Source organism: Nocardia sputorum (assembly GCF_027924405.1).
Lineage (GTDB): Bacteria > Actinomycetota > Actinomycetes > Mycobacteriales > Mycobacteriaceae > Nocardia > Nocardia sputorum.
Genome location: NZ_AP026978.1, coordinates 539,523 through 562,377, shown reverse-complemented (window position 1 = coordinate 562,377; position 22,855 = coordinate 539,523). Strand labels below are relative to the sequence as shown.

The 22,855-nt window shown below is 71.2% G+C and carries 1 protein-coding gene (running past one end of the window); it reads right to left on the bottom strand.

All coding sequences use genetic code 11. From position 1 onward, the window contains the following. On the bottom strand, positions 1–22,855 hold the 5' portion of the coding sequence (locus tag QMG86_RS02435) for a non-ribosomal peptide synthase/polyketide synthase (RefSeq protein ID WP_281877415.1). 20,813 nt of this gene lie to the left of the window's left edge; the window shows 22,855 of its 43,668 coding nt (coding positions 1–22,855); it begins with the start codon at positions 22,853–22,855; its stop codon lies off the left edge, out of view.

Here is a 22,855-nt window from a genome sequence, read left to right as displayed (position 1 = left end):
GGTAGGCGGGGTCGCGATGCCCGTCCGGCTTGGCGACCACGAGGCGCGCGCCGATCTGCAACGGCCAGAAGAACTCCCACACCGACACATCGAAGGTGGCCGGGGTCTTCTGCAACACCACATCGGCGCCGGTCAGCTGGTAGGCAGTCTGCATCCAGACGAGCCTGTTGACGATCGCGGCGTGCGAGACCGCAACACCCTTCGGACGACCCGTCGAACCCGACGTGAAGATCACATAGGCCGTGTTCGACGGACGCAGCGGCGCACGACGATCCGCGTCGGTAACCGGCGCCTCCGACAGGCCCTTCAGGTCGAGCAAGTCGATGCGCACCTGCGCGGTGTCGATGTCCAGATCACTGCCGGAGGTCAGCACGCACACCGGATCGGCGGTGCCGAGGATGTATTCGGTGCGCTCGGCCGGGTGATCCGGATCCAGCGGCACGTACGAGCCACCGGCCACGGCGACGGCGTACATGCCGACCACCAGATCGATCGAGCGCCGCATGCCCAGCGCCACATACGATTCCGCGCCCACGCCGCGCGCGATCAGCCAGCGCGCCAGCTGGTTCACCCGCCAGGAGAACTCGGCGTAGGACAGACTTGTCCCCTCGAACGTGATCGCGGTCGCGTCCGGAGTGCGTTCGACCTGGTCGTAGAACATCGACACCAAAGTCGCACCGGTGTCCACCGGATGCGCGGTGTCGTTCCAGCGGGACACCACGAGCTCGCGCTCGGCGGCATCCAGCAGCGCGATGTCACCGACCACCGCGTCGGGCTCCGCGGTGATCGCGGTGAGCACCCGGACCAAGCGGTCGGCGATGCGGCGCACCGTCTGCTCGTCGAACAGGTCGCGCAGGTAGCCCGCGCGCACCCGCAGCCGCGAATCCAGCTGCGCGATCAGGGTCAGCGGGTAGTGCGTGGCGTCGGCCGCGTCCAGGCCGACCACCGCCATGCCGTCGATGTCCGCGGCCTGCGCCTGCAAGCCCGCGGCGTCGACCGGGTAGGACTCGAACACCACCAGGGTGTCGAACAGACCGCCGATGCCCGCGACCGACTGGATGTCGGCCAGGCCCACGTAGTGGTGGTCGAGCAGATCGGCCTGCTCGCCCTGGGTGCGGACCAGCAGATCGCGCACCGGCTCGGACGGATCGAAACGCACCCGCACCGGCACGGTGTTGATGAACAGGCCGACCATCGCCTCCACGCCGGACAACTGCGCGGGACGCCCGGAGACGGTGGTGCCGAACAGCACGTCGTCGCGGCTGGTCATCCGCCCGACGAGGATGCCCCAGGCCGTCTGCAACACGGTGTTCGGGGTGACGCCGAGCGAGCCGGCCAGCGCGGTCAACCGCGCGGTGGTCGCCTCGTCCAGATCGAAGAAGTACTCGCCGGACAGCGAAGTGATCTCGCGACCGGCGTCCGGTCGCGCCAGCAGGGTCGGCTCGCCGACGCCGCGCAGCGCGTGCGCCCACGCCGCCAGCGACGCCGCGTGGTCCTGCTGCCGGGTCCAGTCCAGGAAGTGCCGGTAGGAGCGCACCGCGGGCAGCGCGGACGCATCCGCGTGGGCGGCGTAGAGCACCAGCAGATCCCGCATGAGCAGCGGCATGGACCAGCCGTCGAGCAGGATGTGGTGGTTGGCCACCACGAACTGCCAGCGGTCGGGCGCGACCTGGATCAGCGTGAAGCGGATCAGCGGCGGCGCGGCCAGGTCGAACCGGCGCATGCGGTCGGCCTCGATCAGGTCCTCGGCCGAACCGGATTCGATCCGGTCGTGCTCGGCCCACGCCACCCGGACGCTGTCCAGCACGATCTGCACCGGGTTGCCGTCGTGGTCGCTGACGAACGCGGTGCGCAGGTTCTCGTAGCGGTCCACCAGAGCCTGTGCCGCCGCGCGCAACCGGGCGGCGTCCACCCGGCCGGTGAGCGTGAGCACCGCCTGCGCGGTGTACACGTCCACCGAGGTCGCCGCGAGGCGGGCGTGGAACAGCAGACCGGCCTGCAGCGCCGACAGCGGCCAGACGTCGGCCAGCGCCGGGTAGCGGCGCTCCCAGGCGTCGATGTCGCGTTGCGTGCTGCGCACCAGCGCGAAGTCCGACGGGGTGTGCCCGCCCGCGCCGGCCGAATTGGCATGGCGCGCCACCGCTTCCAGCGCGGCGGTCCACAGCTCGCCGAACTCGCGCACGTCGGCGGCCGACAGCAGGGTCGATGGGTAGCCGATGTTCGCGGTCAGCTTGTCGCCGACCACGATCGCGTTCACGTCCAGCGGGGCCATCGCGGGCATGTCCGCGTCGTAGGCGCCGCCCAGCGCGCCGAGTTCCGGCGCGGGGATCCAGCCGAAGCCGCGCAGCGATTCCGGCACGTCGCCCTCGGAGACGCGCCCGAGGTAGTTGAAGCTCACCTGGCCGGGCAGTTCGCGCGGCAGCTCGGCGGCGGTCTCGGTGTTCAGGTAGCGCAGCAGGCCGTAGCCGATGCCCTTGTCCGGCACCGAGAGCAACTGCTCCTTGACCGCCTTGACGGCCGCGCCGAGCGCGGGCCCGCCGGTGAACGCGGCGTCGACGTCGACGCCGGACAGATCGAAGCGGACCGGGTAGATCGCGGTGAACCAGCCGACGGTGCGCGACAGATCCGCACCCGGCACCACGTCTTCCTCGCGGCCGTGACCCTCCAGGCGGATCAGCAGCGAATCGTCGCCGCGGGCGGCCACCCGCCGCGCCCGCCACTTCGCGGTGGCCAGCGCCAGCGCGGTGAGCAGGCCGTCGTTCACACCGCCGTGGAACAGCGCCGGAACCGTGGTGAGCAGGGCCTTGGTGACCTCGGCGGACACCTCGACCTGATGCTTCTCGATGACGCCCGAGGTGTCGACCTCGGGATCCATCGGACGCTCGGTCAGCAGCGGATCGGCCGCGCCGACCACCGAACGCCAGTAGTCCAGTTCGGCCACCCGCTCGGGGCTCGCCGCCTCGCGCTCCAGCGCGTGCGCCCAGGCCCGCATGGACGTGGCCGGGGCGACCAGCTCGGGCGTCTGCCCGGCGGTGCGCTGCCCCCACGCCGTCACGAAGTCCGGCACCAGGATGCGCCACGAGACGCCGTCCACCACCAGGTGGTGGGCGACGACGATCAGGCGTCCGGCGCGCTCGGCGGAATCGGGCTCGAGCCAGACGAACCGGATGACCACGCCCGCGGCCGGATCGAGCCGGTCCAGCGACTCGTCCAGTGCGGCCGAGGCGATCTCGACCAACTCCGCGTCGGTGGCGTCCGCGTCGAATCCGGTGCGGTCGATCAGCGCGTCCACCTCGACCGTGCCCGGCGCGGCGGTCTCGACGACCCAGTCGTCGCCGTCGCGGCGCAGGCTCGCGCGCAGCATGTCGTGGCGATCGATGACAGCGCTCACCGTCGCCACGATTCCTGATCGGTCGATGCCGACCGGCAGTTCCAGCGCCAGCGTCTGGTTGAACCGGCCGAACGAACCGCGCCGCTCGGCCATGAACCGCACCACCGGCGTCAGCGGCATCACGCCGACGCCGCCGCCCGGCGGCTCGGCCAGCGTCGTGGCCGACGCCTCGGCGGCTTCGGTGGTCTCGGCGACCGACGCCAGACCGGCCACCGTGCGCTGCTCGAAGACGTGCCTCGGGGTGAACACCACGCCGCGCGCCTTGGCCCGCGACACCAGCTGGATGGAGACGATGCTGTCGCCGCCGAGCGCGAAGAAGGAGTCGTCCACGCCGACCCGCTCCACGCCCAGCACCTCGGCGAACACCTCGGCGATGGTCTGCTCGACCGGGGTGCGCGCCGCGCGGAACACGACCTCGGTCGCGAACACCGGCTCCGGCAGCGCCTTGCGGTCCAGCTTGCCCACCGGGGTGAGCGGCACGTGGTCGATCACCATGATCGACGAGGGCACCATGTAGGCGGGCAGGCGGTCCTCGACGTGCGCGGTCAGCGTCGCCACGTCGATCGAATGACCCTGGGCGGCAACGACATACGACACCAGCGACACCGCGCCGGCGGCGCTCTTGTGCCCGACGGTGACGGCGAAGTCGACGGTCTCGTGCGAGGCTAGCGCGGCGTCGATCTCGCCGAGCTCGATGCGGAAGCCGCGGACCTTCACCTGGAAGTCGGAGCGGCCGACATACTCGACCTCGCCGGTGCGGGTCCAGCGGACCACGTCACCGGTGCGGTACATCCGCGCACCCGGCACATACGGGTTGGCGACGAAACGCTCCGCCGACAGCCCCGGGCGCGCGTGATAACCGCGCGCCAGCTGGACGCCCGACAGATACAGCTCACCTGCGACACCCACCGGAACGGGCCTGAGCTGGGCATCCAGGATCAGCGACTGCATGCCGCGGGTCGGGCCACCGATGGTGACCCGGTCGCCGGGCGCGAGCGCGTCGCTGATGTTGGTCATGATCGTGGTCTCGGTCGGGCCGTAACCGTTGTGGAAGCGGCGGCCGGAACCGTCCGGCGCGCCACCCCACTTGGTGACCAGATCGGCGGACACGGCTTCACCGCCGGCCACGATCACCCGCATGCCCGCCAGCGCGGACGAATCCAGCGAGGCGAGCACCGACGGGGTGATGAACGCGTGCGTGACCCGCTCGGCGCGGATCAGCTCGGACAGTTCCTCGCCGCCGTACACGCCGGGCGGGCAGACCACCAGGGCGCCGCCGCGGCCGATCGCCAGCAGGAATTCCAAAATCGAGGCGTCGAAGCTGGGCGACGCGAAATGCAGTGCGCGCGTGTCGGAGTCGACGTCGTAGCGGGCGTTCTGCTCGTCCCGGAAGTTGGCCAGACCGGCGTGGGTGACCACGACGCCCTTGGGCACACCGGTGGAACCGGAGGTGTAGATGACGTACGCGGGGTGCTCCGGCCGCACCGGGCGCACCCGGTCGGCGTCGGTGACCGCGGCGTCATCGAACCCGTCGAGATCCAGCTCGTCGAGCACCAGCCACTCGACCGACTCGGGCAGCTCGGCGCGCACCGACGCCACGGTCAGACCGATCGGGGAGCCCGAGTCGGTGACCATGTGCGCGATGCGGTCGGCGGGGTAGGTCGGGTCGATCGGCACGAACGCGCCGCCGGACTTGGACACCGCCCACTCGGCGAAGTACGACTCGTCCGACCGCGGCACGGCGACCGCCACCAGGTCCTCGGCGCCGATGCCGCGCTGGATCAGCAGGCGGGCCAGGCGGTTCGACCGCGAGTCCAGCTCGCCGTAGGACACGCTTCTGCCCTGGAACACCACGGCGGGCGCCTCGGGGTCGATGGCGGCGGCCTCGGCGATCAGGTCCGGCAGCGTCCGCGCGGGTGTGGCGGGCGCGCCGGTGCGCGCGATCAGGTCGGCCCGCTCCGCGGGGTCGAGCACGTCGATCGCGCCGACGGTGACCGACGCGTCGGCCGCCACGGCCGCGAGCACGCGTTCCCAGCGGTCCACGATGGCCGCCGCGGTCGCCTCGTCGAACAGCTCGGTGGCGTAGGTCAGCGCCAAAGCCATGGCCCCGGAACCGGTTTCACCGCGCTCGGCGAGGGTGAACTGCAGGTCGAAGCGCGCGACGTTCTCTTCCAGGTCCAGCGCGGACACCGAAAGGCCCGGCAGTTCCAGGGTGGTGCGCTCCAGGTTCTGGAACGCCAGCATCACCTGGAACAGCGGGTTGCGAGCCTGCGAGCGCTCCGGCGCGAGCAGTTCCACCAGCCGCTCGAACGGCACGTCGGCGTTGCCGTAGGCGTCCAGGTCGGTGCGGCGCACCCGGTCGAGCAGGCCGGCGAACGACTCGCCCGGCTCGATTCCGGTTCGCAGCACCAGCGTGTTGACGAACATGCCGACCAGGTCGTCGAGCGCGGCCTCGCCGCGGCCCGCGACCGGGGTGCCGACCGCGACGTCGTCGCTACCGGACAGCCGCGCCAGCAGCACCGCCAGCGCGCCGTGCATGACCATGAACAGCGACGCGCCGCGCTGCCGCGCGACTTCCTCCAGCGCGGCGACCAGGTCACCGGACAGTTCGCGGTGCAGCGTCGCGCCGCGATGCGAGGCGACGGCCGGACGCGGGCGGTCGGTGGGCAGAGCGAGTTCGTCGGGGATGTCGTCGAGCGCGCGCCGCCAGTAGGCGACCTGCTTCGCCAGCAGCGAGTCGGGATCGTCCTCGGAGCCGAGGATCTCCCGCTGCCAGACCGCGAAGTCGGCGTACTGCACCGCCAGCGGGGCCCAGCCGGGAGCGCTGCCGGTGCTGCGCGCGGTGTAGGCGGCCATCACGTCGCGGGTCAACGGGCCCATCGAGAAGCCGTCGGCCGCGATGTGGTGCACCACCACGACGAGCACGTGCTCGTCCGGCCCGGCCGTGTACAGCCGGGTGCGCAGCGGAACCTGTTCGGCCACATCGAATCCGGTGGTGACGAACTCGGTCACCGTCTCGACCAGCCGCGCCGGGGCGACCGCAACGGGGTGCAGGTCCAGGGCGATGTCCTCGGCGGGCACGATCACCTGCACCGGGGTGCCGCCGTGCTCGGGGTAGCGGGTGCGCAGCGATTCGTGCCTGCGCACCACGTCGGCCACCGCCAAGCGGAGCGCCTCGACGTCCAGCGCGCCGGTGAGCCTGATGGCGATCGGCAGGTTGTAGGCCGCCGAGGCGGTGTCGTACTTGTTCAGGAACCACATGCGCTGCTGCGCGAACGACAGCGGCACCAGTTCGCCTGCCGCGCGCTCGCGCGCGACCAGCCGGGCGCGGGCCGCGCCGTCGGCGTGCGATTCCACGCGCGCGGCGAGCGCTTCCACCGTGGACGCCTCGAACAGGGTGCGCACCGCGACGGTCGTGCCCAGCGCGGCGCCGATGCGGGCGACCACCCTGGTCGCGATCAGCGAGTTGCCGCCGAGGTCGAAGAAGTCGTCGTCCACGCCGACCCGTTCCAGGCCCAGCACGTCGGCGAACACCGCCGCGACGGTCTCCTGCACCGGGGTGACCGGCGCGCGGAACGCGCGCGAGGTCGCCGTCGGCGCGGGCAGCGCGCGGCGGTCCAGCTTCCCGTTGACGGTCAGCGGGATCCACTCCAGCCGCACCACGGCCGAGGGCACCATGTAGGCGGGCAGCTGCGCGGCCGCGCCGTCGCGCACCGCGTCGAGCACCGGCTCCGCGCCCGGCTCGGACACGACGTACGCGACGATCCGCTGATCGCCGGGCTGGTCCTCGCGCACGATGACCGCGGCCTGCGCGATGCCGGGCTGGGCCAGGATCGCGGATTCGATCTCGCCGAGCTCGATGCGGAAGCCGCGCACCTTCACCTGATCGTCGGCGCGGCCCAGGTATTCCAGCTCGCCGAACCGGTTCCAGCGCGCCAGGTCGCCGGAGCGGTACAGCCGCCCGCCCGGCGCGTCGCCCAGCGGGTCGGCGACGAAGCGGGTCGCGGACAGGTCGGGGCGGCCGAGGTAGCCGCGCGCCAATTGCGGTCCGGCCACGTACATCTCGCCCGCGACGCCGACCGGCACCGGCCGCAGCCTGCTGTCGAGCACGTACACCCGCAGCCCGGCGATGGCGCGGCCGACCACGCTGCCGGAGGCGGCGGCGATGGTCGCGGCGTCCAGCGCGCGGTAGGACACGTGCACCGTGGTCTCGGTGATGCCGTACATGTTGACCAGCAGCGGCCCGGCGGACGCGCCGGTGCCGTCGCCGTGGCGCGCCACCCACTCCGAGAGCCTGCGCAGTTCCAGCGCCTCGCCGCCGAACACCACGTAGCGCAGCGCCAGCGGCGCGGCGTCGGGCGCGGCGTTCCGGTCGGCCTCGGCCAGCTGGTAGAACGCCGACGGCGTCTGGTTGAGCACCGTGACGCGTTCGGCGCGCAGCAGTTCCAGGAACTGCTCGGGCGAGCGCGAGGTGTAGTAGTCGACCACCACGAGGGTGCCGCCGAACAGCAGCGGACCCCACAGCTCCCACACCGAGAAGTCGAAGGCGTAGCTGTGGAACAAGGTCCACACGTCCTCGGGCCCGAAACCGAAGTCGCGGTCGGTGTTCGCGAACAGCCGCACCACGTTCCGGTGCGCGACCGCGACACCCTTCGGGCGTCCGGTCGAGCCGGAGGTGTAGATCACGTACGCGACGTTGTCCGGGGTGAGCGCGGCGTTGCGGTCGGCGTCGGTGATCGGCGCGTCGTCGGCGTCCTCCACGTTGCCGGTCTCCACCGCGAACCCGTCGAGCACGACCGACGGCAGCCCGGCGGGCACCTCGACCTGCACCGTGGAGTCGAGCACCACGCTGGTCGGGCGAGAGTCGGCGAGCACGTAGGCGATGCGCTCGGCCGGGTAGGTCGGGTCGACCGGCACGTATCCCGCGCCGGTCTTCACCACGGCCAGCAGCGCGACCACGAGGTCCAGCGACCGCGGCAGGATCACCGCGACCAGCGTCTCCGGTCCCGCGCCGTCGCTGATCAGCCTGCGCGCCAGCACGTTCGCGCGCCGGTCGAGTTCGGCGTAGGTCAGCGTCTCCACGCCGAAGCGGGCCGCGACGCGGTTCGGGTGCGCGGCCACGGCCGCGTCGAACAGTCCGACCAGGGTGATGTCCGGATCGGCGAACAGGCCCGCGACGCTCTCGGCGCCGGAGGACACCCAGCGCTGCGAGACGTCCAGGCGCTCGCCCTCGCCGAGCAGATCGATGTCGCCGATGGCGACCCGCGGATCCTCGGCGACACCGCGCAGGATGCGCACGAACCGATCGGCGAACGCGGCCACCGTCTCCGGGTCGAACAGTTCGGTGGCGTAGTTCCACGACAGCGTCAGCCCGCCGTCGGCGGCCTCGCCCACGGTCAGCTGCACGTCGAATTTCGCGGTGCCAGGGTCGAAGTCGACGGCGGCGACCTCGAGGCCGCCGGGCAGCGCGACGGCGCCGAGCGCGGCCGCCGAGGCGGCCTCGAAGGTCAGCGCGACCTGGAACAGCGGGTGGTGCGCCTGCGAGCGCACCGGGCTGAGCACGTCCACCAGACGCTCGAACGGCACGTCGGCGTTGGCGAACGCGGCCAGATCGGTGCGGCGCACCTGCTCGAGCAGCTCGGCGAACCCGGCGCCCGGATCGACCTCGCTGCGCAGCACCAGCGTGTTGACGAACATGCCGACGACGTCATCGAGCGCGCGTTCACCGCGGCCCGCGATCGGCGTGCCGATCGCGACGTCGGTGCTGCCGGACAACCGGCCCGCCCACACCGCCAGCGCGGCGTGCACGACCATGAACAGCGTCACGCCGCGGGCGCGCGCCAGCTCGGCGAGCGCCTCGTGTACCTGCGCGTCGACCGAGAAGTCGTGCGTGCCACCGGCGTTGGAGGCGATCTCCGGCCGGGGCCGGTCGGCCGGCAGCTCGATCTGATCGGGCAGATCACGCAGTTGCTCGGTCCAGTAGGCGATCTGCCGGGCCGCCACGGAGTCCGGATCGGTTTCACTGCCGAGCACCGCGCGCTGCCACAGCGCGTAGTCGGCGTACTGCACCTCGAGCGGGGCCCAGGACGGCGCCTCGCCGCGGGCGCGCTCGGTGTAGGCGAGCACGACGTCGCGCAGCAGCGGCCGCAGCGAGAAACCGTCCGCGCTGATGTGGTGCATGACCAGCACCGCGACGTGGTCGGTCGCCGACAGCGCCAGCAGGCTCGCGCGGAACCCGATCTCGGCGGTCACGTCGAAACCGGCGCTCGCCAGCTCCACGATCCGCGCGGGCAGCTCCTCCGCCGCCACGGGTTCGGCGACCAGGTCGAAGGCGACCTCGCCCACCGGAAGGACTCGCTGGTAGCCGGTGCCCTCCACCTCCGGGTAGACCGTGCGCAGCGCCTCGTGCCGGGCGAGCACGTCGTTGACGGCCGCACCCAGCGCGGCGACGTCGAGCGCACCGGTCAGCCGCAGCGCCACCGGGATGTTGTTCACCGCGGTGCGGTTGTCGAACCGGTTGAGGAACCACATCCGCTGCTGGGCGAGCGACAGCGGCACCAGCTCTGGGCGCTCCTGCGCGACCAGCGGTGTCCGGCCGCCTTGCCCGGCGGCCGATTCCACCTTCGCCGCCAGCGCAACGACGGTGGACGCCTCGAACAGCACCCGCACCGGGACCTGGGTGTTCAGCGCCTCGCCCAGCCGCGCCGCCACCTGGGTGGCGACCAGCGAGTTGCCGCCCAGCTCGAAGAAGTCGTCGTCCAGACCGACCCGATCCACGCCGAGCACCTCGGCGAAGGTCTCGGCCACGATCTCCTGCACCGGCGTGGCGGGCGCGCGGAACACCTTGGCCTCGAACACCGGTTCCGGCAACGCCTTGCGATCCAGCTTGCCGGAAGCGTTCAGCGGGAACTCGTCGAGCACCACATAGGCCGTGGGCACCATGTACCCCGGCAGTCGCGCCCCGAGTTCGGCCTTGACCGAGTCGACGTCCACCACCCGGTCCGGGTCCGTCACCAGGTACGCGACCAGCTGGTCACCGGTGCGCTCATCGGTGCGCACCACGACCACCGCCTGCGCCACCGAGTCCAGCGCCGTGAGCGCCGACTCGATCTCGCCCAGCTCGATGCGCAGACCACGCACCTTCACCTGGAAGTCGGTGCGGCCCAGGTACTCCAGCTCGCCCTTGTCGGTCCAGGCCACCAGGTCGCCGGTGCGGTACATGCGCTCGGCGTCGCCGAACGGGTTGGCCACGAAGCGCTCGGTGGTCAGGTCAGGGCGGCCCACGTAACCGTGCGCCAGCTGCGCGCCCGCGAGGTACAACTCGCCCGGCACGCCGACCGGAACCGGACGCAGCCGCGAGTCCAGCACGTACACCTGCGTGTTGAACACCGGAGCGCCGATCGGCACCGACACCGCGTCGGCCTCGGTCACCTCGTGGAAGGTGACGTCGACCGCGGCCTCGGTCGGACCGTACAGGTTGTGCAACCGCGCGCCGGTCAGCTCGCGCAGCTTCTGCGCGGTCACCGCGGGCAGCGCCTCACCGGACGCGAAAACGTTACGCAGGCTGGTGCATTCGGCCGCACGCTCCTCGGCGACGAACACCGACAGCATCGACGGCACGAAGTGCACCGTGGTGACCTGCTCGTCGACGATCAGGCGCGCCAGGTACGCGGGATCGCGATGACCGTCCGGCTTCGCGACCACCAGGCGCGCGCCGACCTGCAACGGCCAGAAGAACTCCCACACCGACACGTCGAACGTCGCGGGCGTCTTCTGGAGCACCACGTCGTAAGCGGCCAGACCGTACTCGGCGTGCATCCACACCAGGCGGTTGACGATCGCGGCGTGCGAGACCGCCACACCCTTCGGGCGGCCGGTCGAACCGGACGTGAAGATCACGTACGCGGTGTTGGCCGGACGCAGCGGCTTGTGCCGGTCGGCGTCGGTCAGCGGCTCGCCGGAGAACTCCGACAGGTCGAGCTGATCGATGCGCACCTGCCGAGAGACCGTGGTCTCCAGGTCGGAGCCGGAGGTCAGCACGCACACCGGGCGCGCGGTCTCCAGGATGTAGTCGATGCGCTCGGCCGGGTGGTCCGGATCCAGCGGCACGTACGCACCGCCCGCGGCGTTCACCGCGTACATGCCGACCACCAAGTCGATGGAGCGGCGCATGCCGAGGGCCACATAGGATTCCGGCCCGACGCCGTTGACCTTCAGCCAGCGCGCCAACCGGTGCACCCGGTGAGCGAACTCGGCGTAGGACAGACTTGTCCCCTCGAACGTCACTGCCGGACTGTCCGGGGTGCGCGCGACCTGCGCTTCGAACAGCGAGACCAGCGTCGCCGCGGCGTCGCCGACCGGCGAGGTGAGCGCGGCGTCGACCGCGAACTCGGTGGCGTTCCACCGTTCGATCACCAAGGACCGCTCGGCGTCGTCCAGCAGCTCGATGTCACCGACGGTGACCGACGGCTCAGCGGCGACACCGCGCAGCACGCGCACGAAGCGCTCGGCGAACGTCCCGGCGAACACGCCGTCGAACAGATCGGTGGCGTAGACGAGCTCGGCGTCCATCGCCGCCTCGCCGCCGGGGACCTCGCTGAGCGTGAGCTGCAGGTCGAACTTCGCCGTCGGCTGGTCGATGCCCAGCTCGGAGACGGTGAGGCCGGGCAGCTCCAGCGCGGTGCGGCCGAGGTTCTGGAACGACAGCATCACCTGGAACAGCGGGTGGCGCGCCTGCGAGCGGGCCGGGTTGAGCACCTCGACCAGCCGCTCGAACGGCACGTCGGCGTGCGCGAACGCCTGCAGGTCGCGCTCGCGGACCCGGGCGAGCAGATCGGCGAACGAGTCACCGGGGTCCACTTCGGCGCGCAGCACCAGGGTGTTGACGAACATGCCGACCAGGTCGTCGAGCGCCTGCTCGCCGCGTCCGGCCACCGGGATGCCGATGGCGATGTCGTCGGAGCCGCTCAACCGCGCCAGCAGGGCGGCGAACGCGCTGTGCACCACCATGAACAGCGTGCTGCCGTGCGTCTGCGCGACCCGGTTCAGGTCCTCGATCAGTTCGCCCGGCACGCGGAACCGGTAGGTGCCCGCGCCGTAGGAGGCGACGGCGGGCCGCGGGCGACCGGGCAGGCGAAGCTCGTCGGGCAGCCCGGCCAGCGTCTCGCGCCAGTAGTCCAGCTGCTCGGAGATCAGCGAGGTCGGGTCGTCCTCGGAGCCGAGCGTGTCGCGCTGCCACAGCGCGAAGTCCACGTACTGCACGGCCAGCGGCGGCCAGCCCGGCTGGGCCGCGGAGGTCCGCGCCACGTAGGCGGTCATCAGGTCGCGCACCAGCGGCCGCATGGAGAAGCCGTCGGCGGCGATGTGGTGCACCACGACGACCAGCACGTAGTCGTCGTGGCCGAGCCGGTAGGCGCGCAGGCGCACCGGCGGCCGGGTGGTCACGTCGAAGCCGCGCTCGACGAACTCGTAGAGGACGCCGAGCAGTTGCCCCTCGGCCACCTCGACCACGTCCAGATCCGGAATAGCCCTGGTCGCGTTCAGCACCCGCTGGTAGGCGACCCCGTCGCGGGACGGGTAGATGGTGCGCAGCGATTCGTGCCGCGCGACCACGTCGGCGATCGCGCCGCGCAGCGCGTCCAGATCCAGCGCGCCCTCCAGCCGCACCGCGGCCGGGATGTTGTTCGCGGCGGAATCGGCGTCGAAACGGTTGAGGAACCACATGCGCTGCTGTGCCAGCGACAGGGGCGGATGCTCGGGACGCACCTGTGCCGTGAGCGCCTGGCGCGCACCGCTGCCCGCGTGCGACTCGACCCGCGCGGCCAGCGCGGCCACGGTCGGAGCCTCGAACAGCACGCGCACGCCGACCTCGGTGTTCAGCGCCGCGCTGAGACGGGCGACCACCTGGGTGGCCACCAGCGAGTTGCCGCCGAGCTCGAAGAAGTCGTCGTCCACGCCGACGCGCGGCACGCCGAGCAGGTCGGCGAAGATCTCCGCGACGATTTCCTCGATCGGCGTCGAGGGAGCGCGGAAGACCCTGGCCTCGAACACCGGGGCGGGCAGGGCTTTACGATCCAGCTTGCCGGAGGCGTTCACCGGGAACGCGTCCAGCACGACCAGCGCGGCCGGGACCATGTAGCCCGGCAGCGCCGCCGAAAGCGCGGTCTTCACCTCGTCGATGTCGACGGCCACATACGGTTCGCAGACCAGGTAGCCCACCAGCTGATCGCCGGCGTGCGCGTCGGCGCGCAGCACGACCACCGCCTGCGCGATCCCGGGCTGCGCCAGCAGCGCCGACTCGATCTCGCCCAGCTCGATGCGCAGACCGCGCAACTTCACCTGGAAGTCGGTGCGGCCCAGGTACTCCAGTTCGCCAGCGGGGGTCCAGGCCACCAAGTCACCGGTGCGGTACATCCGGTCACCCGGCGCGCCGTAGGGGTTGGCCACGAACCGGTCGGCGGTCAGATCCGAACGGCCCAGGTAACCGAGCGCCAGCTGCTCGCCCGCGAGATACAGCTCACCCGCGACACCAGGCGCGACCGGGTGCAGGCGGCTGTCGAGCACGAAGACGCGGGTGTTCCACACCGGACGTCCGATCGGCACCGACACCGTGTCGGCGTCGGTCGCCTCGTGATACGTCACGTCGACGGCGGCCTCCGTCGGGCCGTACAGGTTGTGCAGGCGCGCGCCGGTCAGCTCGCGCAAACGCTGCGCGGTCTGCGCGGGCAGCGCCTCACCGGAGGCGAAGACCTGCCGCAGCCGCGGCGCGGGCAGGCCGTCGCCGTTCTCGTTGCCCAGCGTGGAGACGAACACCGAGAGCATGGACGGCACGAAGTGCGCCGTGGTGATTTCCTTCTCGGCGATGATCCGTGACAGATACACCGGGTCGCGGTGCCCGTCCGGCTTCGCGACGACCAGCCTGGCGCCGGTCTGCAACGGCCAGAAGAACTCCCACACCGACACGTCGAACGTGGCGGGCGTCTTCTGCAGCACCGCGTCCTGCGCGCCGATCGGGTACGCGTGCTGCATCCACAGCAGCCGGTTGACGATCGCGGCATGGCTGACCGCCACGCCCTTCGGGCGACCGGTGGAACCGGAGGTGAAGATCACGTAGGCGGTGTTCTCCGGCCGCAGCGGGCGCGTGCGCTCGGCGTCGGTGATCGGCGCGCCGCTGGTCGCGGCGAAACCGGGCACGCCCTCGATGCCCTCCACCGACAGCGCGGTCACTTCCGGCTGCGGGTCGAGGCCGAAGCCGTCGGCCGACCGGTACAGGATCATCCGCGGCCGCGCGGTCTCGATGATGTAGTTGATCCGCTCGGCGGGCTGGTCCGGGTCCAGCGGCACGTAGGCCGCGCCGGTCTGCACCACCGCGTACATCGCGACGACCAATTCGGTGGAACGCCGCAGCGCCAGTGCCACCAGCGATTCCGGGCCGACGCCCGCGCCGATGAGCTGGCGGGCGATGCGGTTGGCCCGCTCCTGCAACTGGCGGTAGGTCAGCCGCTCGTCGTCGAAGTCGAGCGCGATCGCGTCGGGCGTGGCCGCCGCCTGCGCGTCGAACAGCGACACCAGCGTCGCGACCTGGTCCACCGGGTGCGTGGTGTCGTTCCAGTCGATCAGCACCCGCGCGCGTTCCTCGGACGCGAGCAACTCGATGTCGCCGATCGGGACGTCCGGGTCGGCGGTCACGGCCGCGAGGATGCGGTCGAGGCGGCGGGCGAACGCCGCGACGGTCGGCTCGTCGAAAAGATCCAGCGCGTAGGAGAACTCGGCCGACATGCCCGCCGAGTCGCCCTGCTCGTCCTGGGTCTCCGACAGGGTCAGCTGGAGGTCGAACTTGGCCAGCCGCGCGTCGTAGTCGATGCCGTTGACCGACAGACCGGGCAGCTCCAGGCTCGCCTGCCGGGTGTTCTGGAAGGTCAGCATCACCTGGAACAGCGGATGGCGCGCCTGCGAACGCGCCGGGTTCAGCACCTCGACCAGCCGCTCGAACGGCACGTCGGCGTGCGCGAACGCGTGCAGGTCGGTCTCGCGGGCGCGGGCGAGCAGGTCGGCGAAGGTCATCGCGCCGTCCACCTCGGTGCGCAGCACCAGGGTGTTGACGAACATGCCGATCAGGTCGTCCAGCGCGGCCTCACCGCGGCCTGCGACCGGGGTGCCGATGGCGATGTCGCTGGTGCCGCTGGCGCGGGCCAGCAGCACGGCCAGCGCGCTGTGCAGCACCATGAACAGCGAGGCGTTGTGCCTGCGGCCCAGCTCGATCAGGGCGCGCTGGGTCTCGCCGGAGATCACGAACGGATAGGTGCCGCCGCGGTAGGACGCCACGGCGGGGCGCGGCCGATCCGACGGCAGCGTCAATTCGTCGGGCAGATCGGCCAGTTCGCGCGTCCAGTACCGGATCTGGTTGGAGATCAGCGAACTCGGGTCGTCCTCGGAACCGAGCACCTCGCGCTGCCACAGCGCGTAGTCGGCGTACTGCACCGGCAGCGCGGACCACGCGGGCGCTTCCCACGACGTGCGCGCGGCGTAGGCCACCATGACGTCGCGGGCCAGCGGTCCCATCGACCAGCCGTCGGCGGAGATGTGGTGCACCACCATGCCCAGCACGTACTCGGTCTCGCTGATCTCGAACAGCCGCGCGTGCAGCGGCACTTCGCTGGTCACGTCGAACGCCATCGAGGCCAGCTCGACCAGGTGATCGATGAGGTTGTGCTCGGTCACCGGCACCGGGGTCAGGTCCGGCACGATCTGCGCGGCGTCCAGCACCACCTGCACCGGTCCGGTCTTGGTCTCCGGGAACACCGTGCGCAGCGACTCGTGCCGGTCGATCACGTCGATGACCGCGACCTGCAACGCGGCGATGTCCAGGTCGCCGGACAGCCGGATCGCGACCGGGATGTTGTTCACCGCCGAGGAGGTGTCGAACCGGTTGAGGAACCACATGCGCTGCTGTGCCAGCGACAGCGGCACCTGCTCCGGACGATGGCGGGCGACCAGCGCCTTGCGCGCGCCGTCACCGGCGTGCGACTCCACCCGCGCGGCCAGCGCCGCCACCGTGGACGCCTCGAACAGCATGCGCACCGGCACCCTGGTGTCCAGCGCGATGCCGAGGCGGGAGGCCACCTGGGTGGCGATCAGCGAGTTGCCGCCCAGCTCGAAGAAGTCGTCGTCCACGCCGACGCGGGAGATGCCCAGCACCTCGCCGAAGATCTGCGCGACGATCTCCTCGATCGGTGTGGTCGGGGCGCGGAATTCGCGCACCTCGAACACCGGCGCGGGCAGCGCCTTGCGGTCCAGCTTGCCGGAGGCGTTCAGCGGGAACGCTTCCAGCACCACGATCGCCGAGGGCACCATGTACGCGGGCAGCGTGCGGTGCAGCGCGTTCTTGATGTTGTCGATGTCGACCGGGCCACCGGTGCTGACCACGTAGGCGACCAGCTGATCGCCGGCGACGGTGTCCATCACCAGCACGACGGCCTGGCTGACGGCCGGGTGGTCGAGCAGGGCGGTCTCGATCTCGCCGAGCTCGATGCGCTGACCGCGGAACTTCACCTGGAAGTCGGTGCGGCCGATGTACTCCAGCACGCCCGCGCTGCCCACTTCGGGATCGCGCGGCTGTAGCCAGCGCACCAGGTCGCCGGTGCGGTACAGGCGGGAGCCGGGCGGGCCGAACGGGTCGGCGACGAAGCGCTCGGCGGACAGGTCGGGGCGGCCGTGGTAGCCGCGGGCGGTCTGCACGCCGCCGAGGTACAGCTCGCCGGGGACGCCGACCGGAACGGGCGCGAGGCCCTCGTCCAGCACGTAGGTCTGCGCGTTCCACACCGGGCGGCCGATCGGGACCGACGTGGGGGCGACCCCGTTGACGTGCCAGGCCGTGGCGTGCACGGTGAACTCGGTCGGGCCGTACAGGTTGTGCACCGCGGCCGTGGAGAACTGCCGGAACGCGGTGACGGTCGCGGGCGGCAGCGCCTCACCGGCGACGAGAACCACACGCAGCGAGGCGCATTCGGCGGTGTCCGCGGACCCGGCGAACACCGACAGCATGGACGGCACGAACGAGGTCATGGTGACCCGGTGCCGCCCGATGATCTCCGACAGGTAGATCGGATCGCGGTGGCCGTCGGGCGCGGCGATCAGCATGCGGGCGCCGACGGCCAGCGTGCCGAACAGCTCCCACACCGACACGTCGAAGGTGACCGGCGTCTTCTGCAGGATCACATCGGCCGGGCCGATCCGGTATTCGGCGGTGATCCAGGCGATCTGGTTGACCACCGACGCGTGGCTGACCGCGACGCCCTTGGGGCGGCCGGTCGAGCCGGAGGTGTAGAGCACGTAGGCGGTGTTGGCGGCGCGCAGCGGAGCGCGACGCTCGGCGTCGGTGACCGGCTCGTCACCGAATTCGCTCAGGTCGAGGGTGTCCAGCGTCAGCACCGGGATGTCCGCGGCGGCGACGTTGTCGGCCGTGGTGGTGAGCAGGCACACCGGCGCGGAGCTGTCGAGCACGTACTCGGTGCGCTCGGCGGGATGGTCGGGGTCGATCGGCACGTAGCCGCCGCCCGCGGTGAGCGTGGCGTAGATCGCCACCAGCATGTCCACCGACCGGCGGATGCCGACCGCGACCAGCGTCTCCGGGCCGACGCCCGTCTCGATCAGCTTGCGCGCCAAGCGGTTCACCCGCGCGCCGAACTCGGCGTAGGTCAGCTCGACCGGCGCGCCGAACTCCTGCGCGCCGCGCGAGCCGCCGTCGAACACGACCGCGGGGTCGTCCGGCCTGCCCCGCACCTGTTCCTCGAACAGCTCCAGCACGGTGGCGGCGGGCACGTCGTGACCGGTGTGGTTCCACTCGGTGAGCACCCGGTCGCGCTCGGCCTCGTCGAGGATCTCGATATCGCGCACGGCCGCGTGCGGCGCGGCGACGGCGGCTTCCAGCACGCGCAGGTAGCGGCGGCCGAACTCGGCGACGGTCGGCGCGTCGAACAGGTCCGTTGCGAAGGAGACGACCGCGCCCATGCCCGCGGGCTCGCCGTTCGCGCCGCGCTCCTCGGTGACCGTCCACTGCAGGTCGAACTTGGCGATGTCGACCTCGAGCTCGTCGGCGGTGACCGAGAGCCCGGGCAGTTCCAGGGTCGCGTGCGACATCTCCTGGAACGACAGCATCACCTGGAACAGCGGGTGCCGCGCCTGCGAGCGGGTCGGGTTGAGCACCTCGACCAGCCGCTCGAACGGCACGTCGGCGAACGCGAACGCCGCGAGGTCGGTTTCCCTGGTGCGGCCGAGGAATTCGGCGAACGGCTCGCTGCCGTCCACCTCCGACCGCAGCACGAGCGTGTTGACGAACATGCCGATCAGGTCGTCGAGCGCCTGCTCACCGCGCCCGGCGACCGGGGTGCCGATCGCGATGTCGCTGGTGCCGGACAACCGGGCCAGCAGCACGGCCAGTGAGGCGTGCATGACCATGAACAGGCTCACGCCCTGCGCGCGGGCCAGCGCGACGAGCCCGCGGTGCAGCTCGGCGTCGATGTCGAAGCTCACCCGGCTGCCGTGGAAGCTCTGCACCGGCGGACGCGGACGGTCCGCGGGCAGGTCCAGCTGGTCGGGCAGGCCCGCCAGCGCCCTACGCCAGTAGGCGATCTCGCGCGCCGCCATCGAGGCGGGATCGGATTCCGCGCCCAGCAGCTCGCGCTGCCAGACGCTGAAGTCCTGGTACTGCACTGGCAGCGGCGCCCAGCTCGGCGCCTCGCCCGCGGTGCGGGACAGGTAGGCGGCGGCCACGTCGCGCGCCAACGGGCCGAAGGAGAAGCCGTCGGCCGCGATGTGGTGCACGACGAACGCCACCGCGTAGTCGGCGACGCCGTTGCCGCGGCCGCCGGTGACCGCGAAGACCCGCACCCGGATCGGCAGTTCACGCGAGACGTCGAAGCCGCGCGCGGCGAATTCGGCCAGCGCGCCGTGCAATTCGGCCTCGTCGATCGGCTGCACCTCGATGCCGAGTTCGACCTGGTCGACCGGGAGCACCTGCTGGTATCCGCCGTCGCCGGACTCGGGGAAGATCGTGCGCAGCGACTGCTGCCGCTCGACCACGTCCAGCAGCGCCGACTGCAACGCGTCCAGGTCCACCTGGCCGCGCAACCGCACCACGAACGGCAGGTTGTAGGTCGGCACAGTGGGGTCGAACTGGTTGATGAACCACATGCGCTGCTGCGCCAGCGACAGCGGCACCCGCTCCGGCAGCTGCTGGGCCACCAGCGGCGGACGCGATTCGCCCACCGGCGCGGCGTTCTCCGCGCGCGCCGCGATACCGGCGACGGTCGGGGTCTCGAACAGCGCGCGCACCCCGATCTGGGTGCCGAACGCGGCGCCGATGCGCGCCACCACCTGGGTGGCGACCAGCGAATTGCCGCCCAGGTCGAAGAAGTTGTCGTCGATGCCGATGCGCTCCTGGCTGAGCACGTCGGCGAAGATGCCCGCCACGATCTGCTCGGCCTGGGTGCGCGGCGCGCGGAAATCACCGGCGTCGGCGCTGAACACCGGCTCCGGCAGCGCCTTGCGGTCCAGCTTGCCGCTGGTGTTCAGCGGGAAGGCGTCCAGCACCATGATCGACGCGGGGACCATGTAGCTGGGCAGCTGCTCGGCGGCGAACCTGGTCAGCTCCACCGGCTCAACGGTGTGACCGGGAGCCGGGACGACGTAGGCCACCAGCTGCTGGCCGGTCGCGGTGTCCACCACCAGCACCACGGCCTGGCTGACCGCGGGATGCGCGAGCAGATCGGTCTCGATCTCCCCCAGCTCGATGCGCTGACCGCGGAACTTCACCTGGAAGTCGGTGCGGCCGATGTATTCCAGCGTGCCCGCTTCGTTCCAGCGCACCAGGTCGCCGGTGCGGTACATCCGCTCGCCCGTGCTCGACAGCGGGTTCGCGACGAAGCGATCGGAGGTGAGGTCGGGACGACCACGGTAGCCGCGCGCGAGCTGACGCCCGCCGAGATACAGCTCGCCCGGCGCGCCGATCGCGGCCGGACGCAGCCGCGAATCCAGCACGTAGACCTGGACGTTCCACTCCGGGATGCCGATCGGCACGGTCACCGTGTCGGCGGCGGTCGCTTCCCAATAGGTCACCGACACCGCGGCCTCGGTCGGGCCGTACAGGTTGTGCAGCCCCGCGTCGGTGATCGCGCGGAAGCCGGCGGCGGTCTCCGGCGGCAACGCCTCGCCGATCACGAAAACCGCGCGCAGCGTGGCGCATTGGGCTCGCGTGGCGTGCGCGACGAACACCGTGAGCATGGACGGGACGAAGTCGGTCACGGTGACGCCGTGCCGCTCGATCATCTCCGCCACGTACAGCGGGTCGCGGTGCCCGTCCGGCGACGCGATGACCAACTTCGCGCCCACGAGCAGCGGCAGGAAGTAACCCCACAGCGACACGTCGAACGTGGTCGCGGTCTTCTGCAGATACACGTCCGCCGCGGTCAGCCGGTACTCGTCGAGCATCCACAGCTGCTGGTTGACGATCGCGTGGTGGGTGACCGCCACGCCCTTGGGGCGGCCGGTCGAACCCGAGGTGTAGATGACGTAGGCGGTGTTGTCCGGCCGCAGCGGCGCGAGGCGGTCGGCGTCGGTGACCGGATCGGCCGAGTATGCCGAGGTGTCCAGGGTGTCGATCTCCACCCGGCGCACCGATTCCGGCAGCTCCAGCTCGTCGGCCGACAGCGTCAGCACGCACACCGGCGCGGCGCTGTCGAGGATGTAGGCGGTGCGCTCGGCCGGATGATCCGGATCGATCGGCACGTACGCGCCACCGGCCTTCAGCACGGCGTGCATGCCGATCACCAGTTCCAGCGAGCGGCGCATGCCCAGCGCGACCAGCGATTCCGGGCCCACGCCGTCGGCGATCAGGAAACGGGCCAGCCGGTTGACCCGCGCGTCGAACTCCGCGTAGGTCAGCGTCGCGCCCTCGAAGTCGAGCGCGATGTTGTCCGGGGTCGACGACATCTGCGCGTCCAGCAGCGCGGCGAGTGTGGTCTCGGGAACCTCCTGCTCGGAGTCGTTCCACTCCAGCAGCGTCCGCTCGCGCTCGTCGTCGGTGGTGACCGGAAGTCCCCACACCGTGGCGTCCACCTCGGCGGCGAGGAAACGATCGAAGAACTCCAGGAAGCGGCCGTGGTGGCGGCGCGCCTCGTCCTCGGTGTAGAGGTTCGGGTTGGTCTCGAAGTCGATGTGCGAGCGGGTGCCCGCGACCGACTGGTAGAAGTTGACGCCCAAATCCTCGATGCTGCCGGTGGACAGCACGCTGAGCTGGCCGACCATCGGGCCCATCACCAGTTCGTCGTGGAACAGCATGATGTTGACCCACGGCCCGAAGAACTCCGTGGTCACCACGCCGTCACCGGCCGCGTCGCGGCGGATGTCCTCGTGCCGGTAGCGCTGGTGACGCAGCGCGCCGGAGACCTCGACCTGCACCTGCTTGAGCAGCTCCGACACCGTCGTGTCGTGGCCGACGTGCAGCCGCAGCGGCACGATGTTCGACGACACACCGCCCGAGCGGCGCATCGCGGCGGTGGTGCGCGCGGTCACCGGCAGGCTGAGGATGACGTCCTCGACGCCGTTCCACTGCGCCAGATACGCGGCGAAACCGGCCAGCAGCAGCCCGGCGGGCGAGGAATCGTGCCGCGCGACCGCGGCCTCCAGCAGGCTGTTCTGCTCGTCCGACAGCGCCGCGCTCACGATGCCGTTGATCGCGGCGGGCGGCGCGGAACGGCCGGTCAGGCTGGTGCCCTCTTCCAGCCCGTCCACCCGCTGCGCCCAGTACTCCTTGTCGGAGACGAAGCGGGAGCTCTCCCGATAGGCGATCTCCTGCTCGTACAGCGTGTGCAGATCGGTGGCCTTGGACGCGGCGGGTTCGGTGCCGGTGACGTAGGCGGTGTAGAGCTCGGCGATGCGGTTGAGGTTGGTCATCGCGCCGAAGCCGTCGAGCGCGATGTGGTGGGCGCGGGAGTACCAGTACCAGTGATCGTCGGCCAGTTGCAGCGCCGCGACCAGGATCAACCGGTCGTTCAGCAGGTCGAACGGGCGGCTGTACTCGGCGCGCATCCACGCCATCGCAGCGGCGGCCGGATCGGCCTCGCCGCGCAGATCGACGTAGACGACCTTGTCGTAATCGGCGATGGAGTGGTCGACGTACTGCAACGGCTCGCCGTCGCGTTCGATGATCCGGAGGAAACCGGAACCGAGTTCGTGCGAGGCGTCGATGCTGGCGCGCTCGAGCACATCGACATCCAGCTCACCGTGCAGGTCGACGTATTGCGCGATGGTGACCGGCACCTGCGGGTCGACGTGCTGCGCGTACCAGATGCCCAGCTGAGCGGGAGACAGCGGGAACGCGCCGGACAGCCCGGGTTCTGCCCCAGCACCAGCGTGTGCCCGTTCGCCACCAGTTTCGCCGTTTCCGCCGAAATCCAGCCGGTCCAA